This window comes from Marinicrinis lubricantis (genome assembly GCF_042658665.1).
GTDB lineage: Bacteria > Bacillota > Bacilli > Paenibacillales > KCTC-33676 > Marinicrinis > Marinicrinis lubricantis.
Genome location: NZ_JBHSQV010000105.1, coordinates 1 through 5,587 on the forward strand (window position 1 = coordinate 1; position 5,587 = coordinate 5,587).

The 5,587-nt window shown below is 42.0% G+C and carries 6 protein-coding genes and 2 pseudogenes; 1 reads left to right on the plus strand and 7 read right to left on the minus strand.

The annotated features are described in order from the left end of the window. Positions 1–122: 122 nt before the first annotated feature. From ACFPXP_RS08550 to trxA, 6 genes and pseudogenes are all read right to left on the minus strand, one after another. Positions 123–863 (minus strand): annotated as a pseudogene (locus ACFPXP_RS08550) (rhodanese-like domain-containing protein); the annotation flags it as partial. A 26-nt stretch (positions 864–889) separates the two neighbouring features. Next, positions 890–1,285: a DsrE/DsrF/DrsH-like family protein gene (locus ACFPXP_RS08555; protein ID WP_379893810.1), complete on the minus strand. Its 396-nt coding sequence runs from the start codon at positions 1,283–1,285 to the stop codon at positions 890–892. A 25-nt stretch (positions 1,286–1,310) separates the two neighbouring features. Next, positions 1,311–1,883 carry a sulfurtransferase TusA family protein gene (locus tag ACFPXP_RS08560; RefSeq protein ID WP_379893811.1) on the minus strand — a complete coding sequence of 191 codons (573 nt, stop codon included), beginning with the start codon at positions 1,881–1,883 and terminating at the stop codon, positions 1,311–1,313. Positions 1,884–1,917: 34 nt separating this feature from the next. Beyond that, positions 1,918–2,232 (minus strand): rhodanese-like domain-containing protein, encoded by a 315-nt coding sequence (locus ACFPXP_RS08565; RefSeq protein WP_379893812.1) that lies wholly within the window; start codon positions 2,230–2,232, stop codon positions 1,918–1,920. Between the two features lie 14 nt (positions 2,233–2,246). Next, positions 2,247–3,026, minus strand: coding sequence for a sulfite exporter TauE/SafE family protein (locus ACFPXP_RS08570; protein WP_379893813.1), 780 nt, complete (start codon positions 3,024–3,026; stop codon positions 2,247–2,249). Positions 3,027–3,199: 173 nt separating this feature from the next. Continuing rightward, positions 3,200–3,532 (minus strand): thioredoxin, encoded by a 333-nt coding sequence (gene trxA / locus ACFPXP_RS08575; RefSeq protein ID WP_379893814.1) that lies wholly within the window; start codon positions 3,530–3,532, stop codon positions 3,200–3,202. A 230-nt stretch (positions 3,533–3,762) separates the two neighbouring features. Here trxA and ACFPXP_RS08580 point away from each other — a divergent pair. Beyond that, positions 3,763–5,417: pseudogene (locus ACFPXP_RS08580) on the plus strand (CoA-disulfide reductase). A 61-nt stretch (positions 5,418–5,478) separates the two neighbouring features. Here the strand turns inward: ACFPXP_RS08580 and ACFPXP_RS08585 are convergent. After that, positions 5,479–5,587, minus strand: a 109-nt coding sequence (locus ACFPXP_RS08585; RefSeq protein ID WP_379893815.1) for an IS3 family transposase, incomplete at its 5' end; no start/stop codon positions are given.

A 5,587-nucleotide genomic window follows, 5' to 3' on the forward strand; every position in this document is an offset into this window, starting at 1 on the left:
ATATTGTAAATAAATTAAAGACCACCTATATGTATCCATAATAAATGGTGTGTCAACTATTAGGTGTTTATGAGATTTTAAGAATTCGGGAGTATTCGGGAGAAAATTTAACTTTATAGAGGGAGGTATTTATTATCAACAATGAAGGATGTAGAACCAATTGTGTGTCCGGGCGAATAAATCGGGTGCACGACAATTTTTTCGTTCCCAACAAGAATGTCCTTTCCTTCTTCCAGTTTTTCGTATTCAAAAGTTACTTCCGTAGCATCTTTCGGTGGCAGATGGTATGTTGCACCATACTTTTGAGCCAGCGCTCTTCCTCCAGAAATGTGATCGGCATGGAGGTGCGTATCAATGGTGTGCTTGAGTGTAACTCCCTTTTCTTTCATAAATGTTTCGTACTGATCAATCATACGGTTGGTGTCGATAATTGCAGCTTCTCCGTTGGATAGAACCATATAGGAAAGGCAGCCTTTGCCGATGCGAACAAATTGGTACAACTCTCCGCCGCTGGACAGGTCAGCGACTTTTACAGGCTCCAGGTACTCACTCCACGACTTCATGCCACCTTCAAGGTACGAAACATTGCTTCTCCCTGCTTCAGCAATTTGTTCAGCGACCATCATGGACGAACCTTCTTTCGCGCAAACCACCAAGATAGGTTTTCCGTCCGGAATTTTTTCCAAAGCCGGATCAACACCATCCAATAAATCGAAATACGGGATGTTGATGATCTCCACGCTTTGTCCTTCGATTTTCCAATCGTTAAAGTCAGATTCGTTACGAACATCCAAGATAAACAATTCTTCGTTGTTAAGAACTTTTTTGGTCACTTCTTTTGCGGTCATCTTTTTTATCGTCATTGTACTCATTTTAAGCCTCCTTAAATTTAGAATGTTAATGTAACATTTGCGTCTTGCGCAAAGTCAAGAAAAGTTACTGCTCCCCCAACATCAATGCCATCGATGAAATCTTCTTTTTTCAGATTCATTACATCCATGGTCATTTGACATGCGATGATTTTCACTCCCATTTCTTGCGCCATATTTGCAAGCTCTGGAATAGATGGTACTTTCGCAGCTTTAAACCCTTCCTCAAAATGCTCTTTTCCGGCGGGCATTGGAAGCTGCTGATACGCCTGCTTATGAATCAAATTCAATCCTTCGAACGTAAAGAAGATGGCTACTTCCGAATCGGTCGCCGCAGCAGCCGTCGCAATATTAAACACTTTATAAGCATCAAACAGTCCGCCGTTACTTGCGATAATTGCTACTTTAGTTGCCATTTTGAATTCCTCCATTTTTTTAAAATTAGTCTTTTTCAACTTCTCCTGTCCATTGGGTCATGCCTTGGACAGCATTTTTTACATTTTTAAAACCCTTCTCTACTAAGGTTTGGCAAGCCGTATCACTGCGATTTCCAGTGCGGCAAACCATGTAATATTCCTCATTTGGATCAAGCTCAGAGAGACGCTTTTCAAGCTCTCCTAACGGTATCGATTTTGCTCCAGGAATCCGACCAAAAGCATATTCAGCCGGTTCCCGGACATCAATTATGTTTAGCTTTTCCCCGGCAGAAAGTTTATTTTGGAGCTCTTCGTTGGAAATTGTATGCGGATGTTTGGTTTCTTCCTTGGTTTCCGATGGATCGGATTTTCGGATGTAATGGCGAAATACCCCATCTTCTTCCTTCAAGCCAATATATTGGTGTCCAGTGCGCTTCGCCCAACTTTGAAGATCAGCAACCGAACCTTTATCGGTCGCACGTACTTCTAACACTTCACCTGTATTCAATTCCTCAATCGCTTTTTTGGTGCGAACAACTGGTAACGGACATGCCAAGCCTTCACATTCCAATGTTCGATCTACTTGCAAAGTTGTCATTTCGTATATTCCTCCCTTATTTTCATAAAAATAATTATTTGCCGTATTCGATATCGCCGGACCATTCCGACATGCCACCAGGCATATTGACTACGTTATAACCAAGAGATGACAAATATTCACACGCTCTTCCGCTTCGACCGCCACTGCGGCAAACAACAACGGTTTCTTGCTTCGGATCAACTTCATTCAGTGCTCTGTTGATCTCACCTAAGGGAATATGCTTTGCGCCTGGAATATGCCCGGACTCCCATTCATCGTGTTCACGTACATCAAGGATGTTAAGCTTTTCCCCTTTTTTTAGACGCTCTGCTACTTCATGCGGCAATTGTTCTTTTGTCACAGTCATTTATTAACTCCTCCTTAAGTTAAAATATCAAGCCAAATTTTTATGACTGTAGCAACAATTAAAGCTGCTAAAATCCATTGAAGGACCTTGGTGTTTAACTTTTTACTAATCTTAGCTCCTATAGGCGAAGCTACTGTACTTGCAACCACCATGGCGATCGAAGGGATCAGAAGCATATGCCCTCCCATAAACTTGCCGACCGTCGAACCAATCGATGAAATGAACGTGATGGCAAGAGATGAGGCGATCGCTACACGTGTCGGGATCTTCAATACCACTAACATGACTGGGACGGTGATAAATGCACCAGCCGCTCCCACAATCCCTGACAAAACACCGATGACTGTTGCCAAAATTGCCGCAAGCGGCTTATTAAATTGTAATTTTGTAAAATCCGAATTTTCGTCTCCCTTCTTAGGGAGGAACATCATAATTGCTGCAATAAGCGCGAGTATTGCATAAGTAAGATTGATTGCTTCATTTGGCAAAAATTTCGAGCCATAACCCCCGATAAAACTGCCGATAACAATGGCTATACCCATGGAAATAACTAAGGGTTTGTTAATATACCCACCTTTACGAAAAGCGAACATTCCCGCTAATGTTGCAAAGAAAACCTGTACTGCACTGATCGCTGAAACTTCTTGGGCTGAGAAAGCTACAAAACCAAGTGCAGGTGGAATGTACAGCAGCATCGGGTACTTAATAATGGAGCCGCCAATACCCACCATTCCCGAAATCAACGACCCTACAAAACCGATTGCGAATAAAGTCAATATCCACCCGATATCCATTAGTGGCTTTTCACCCCTCTGTATAAAATCAAATTTAGGTTTCTCAAAAATTAAAATAAAATACATATACGACATGGGGTATTAAAAAATAAACTTTCTGACTTCAAACATGCTCATTTATTGTAATCAATTATACCCTACGGGGTATAGAAATGAGTAAAAAAAATTGGGTCTTAGACAAGCAAACTGTTGAGCATATTTTTCAACTGCTCCTTAGATTTAAACCCTACAGATGTTCCAAGAACTTTTCCGTTTTTTACGAATTTCAGCGTTGGAATACTCATAACTTGCTGTTGAATTGCTGCCTTCGGATTTTCATCAACATTCACTTTAGCAACAGTAACTTGATCGCCATACTCATTATTGATTTCATTTAGTACCGGGGATAACATTCGACAAGGTCCACACCAGTCTGCATAGAAATCAACAAGAACTAACTTGCCGGACTTCATAACCACATCATCAAAGTTTTGATCTGTTACATATTGAATTGTCATTTGTTCCATTTACCTCCCTCACTTTTATTATACATATACCCGTTGGGGTATGACAATAATATAAATGTTTTCTGATCATCCGTCAAGCCCCTAATCACAATGAAAAATGTTCAACAGTGATTTTGCTCACACCACTCCACATACCCCCTACCGTATAATTCAGTTACGCCGATTATGCGGCTCGCAGAAAAAATGATCTGGTATCTAATTCAAAGTATCTTTTTATAGGAGGAAACGAAATGAATAAGAAAGTTCTCATTGTAGGCGGGGTCGCAGGTGGTGCTTCCGCAGCAGCAAGATTGCGTCGGTTGGATGAAAACGTCGAGATCATAATGTTTGAACGAGATGATTATATTTCTTTTGCGAATTGCGGACTGCCTTATTACATTGGAGAGACCATTCAGGAAAGATCAAGGCTTCTGGTTCAGACCCCAGAGGCAATGAAAGAACGATTCAATATCGATGTGCGAATTCGCAGTGAAGTAGTTGCCGTCAATGGTGAAAAGAAAACAGTTACAGTTCGCAATCAAGAACAAGGGATATATGAAGAGAGCTTTGATGAACTCATTCTTTCTCCAGGTGCAAAACCAATAAAACCGCCCATCCCGGGGATTGACAGCAATATAATTTTCACCCTTAGAAATATTCCGGACACTGATCGAATCAAGAGCTACATCGACCAGCACGAAATTAAAAAAGCAATCATCATCGGCGGCGGATTCATAGGAATAGAAATGGCGGAAAATATGATTCACCGTGGTATTGATGTTACTGTAATTGAAGCCGCTCCTCATATCCTTGCACCCTTTGATTCGGATATGGTGACCTATGCGGAAAAAGAACTTCAAGATCAGGGAGCGCGATTGGCGCTTGGTGATGGAGTGGAGTCATTTCAGGAGGATGGAAAAGGTATCGCTGTTAGATTGCAAAGCGGCAATGAATTTTATGCCGACATGGTGATTCTGGCAATCGGTGTCCAACCGGATACAGTGTTTCTTCGTGATTCAGGAATTCAACTCGGCTCAAGAGGGCATATTATTGTAAATGAGAAAATGCAAACCAATCTGCCGGGTATTTATGCCGTTGGCGATGCAGTGGAGATTACGCATTTCATTCATGGTCAAAAAGCAGCCATCCCACTTGCCGGACCTGCAAATAAGCAAGGAAGAATTGCCGCAGATAACATCGGTGGCGTTGAAAGTGTTTATAAAGGGACGCAAGGTACATCCATTATTAAAATATTCGGTTTAACTGGGGCAGCAACAGGCTTGAATGAGCGGGCTTTGCAGCAATCAAATCAATCGTACCGAGTCGTTCATGTTCATCCGGCTTCTCATGCGACGTATTACCCTGGAGCCACACCAATTGCACTTAAGCTGATCTTTAATGATGAACGCAGAATCCTCGGTGCTCAAGCCTTTGGACAAGACGGTGTTGATAAGCGCATGGACGTCATCGCTACGGTCATCCGTTTAAACGGTACGATTGATGATCTCGCCGAGCTGGAACTCTCCTATGCTCCGCCCTTCTCCTCGGCGAAAGATCCAGTCAATATGGCGGGGTATGTTGCTCAGAACATTCTATCACACAAAGTCGACGTATTTTTGCCAAAAGACCTGCAAAATTGGGATAAGGAAAAGATACAATTGATTGATGTGCGCACGGAGAACGAACACAGTAAAGGGGCAATTCCAAGCTCCGTTAATATCCCTGTTGATCAATTACGTGAAAGACTAAACGAAATTGATACCTCTAAGGAAACGTGGGTTTATTGTCAGGTTGGATTAAGAGGCTACACGCTGCTTCCCGAATTCTTACCCAAAGGGGCTACCGTGTTAAAAACTTAACCGGGGGATACAAATCCTACTCCATGGAGCTTTTTAAAGCCGAATAACTATTTAAGGGTGGACGTCAGTTCCACCCTTTTTAATGCAATGTGGATTGTCAACAGTAAATCAGACAACTTTTTTAAGGGCTTGTTTGCGATACTGAACAGGCGTCAAATATCCCAGCGTTCCGTGAATTCGATGCTTGTTAAACCAGTTAACGTAATCGTATAATTCC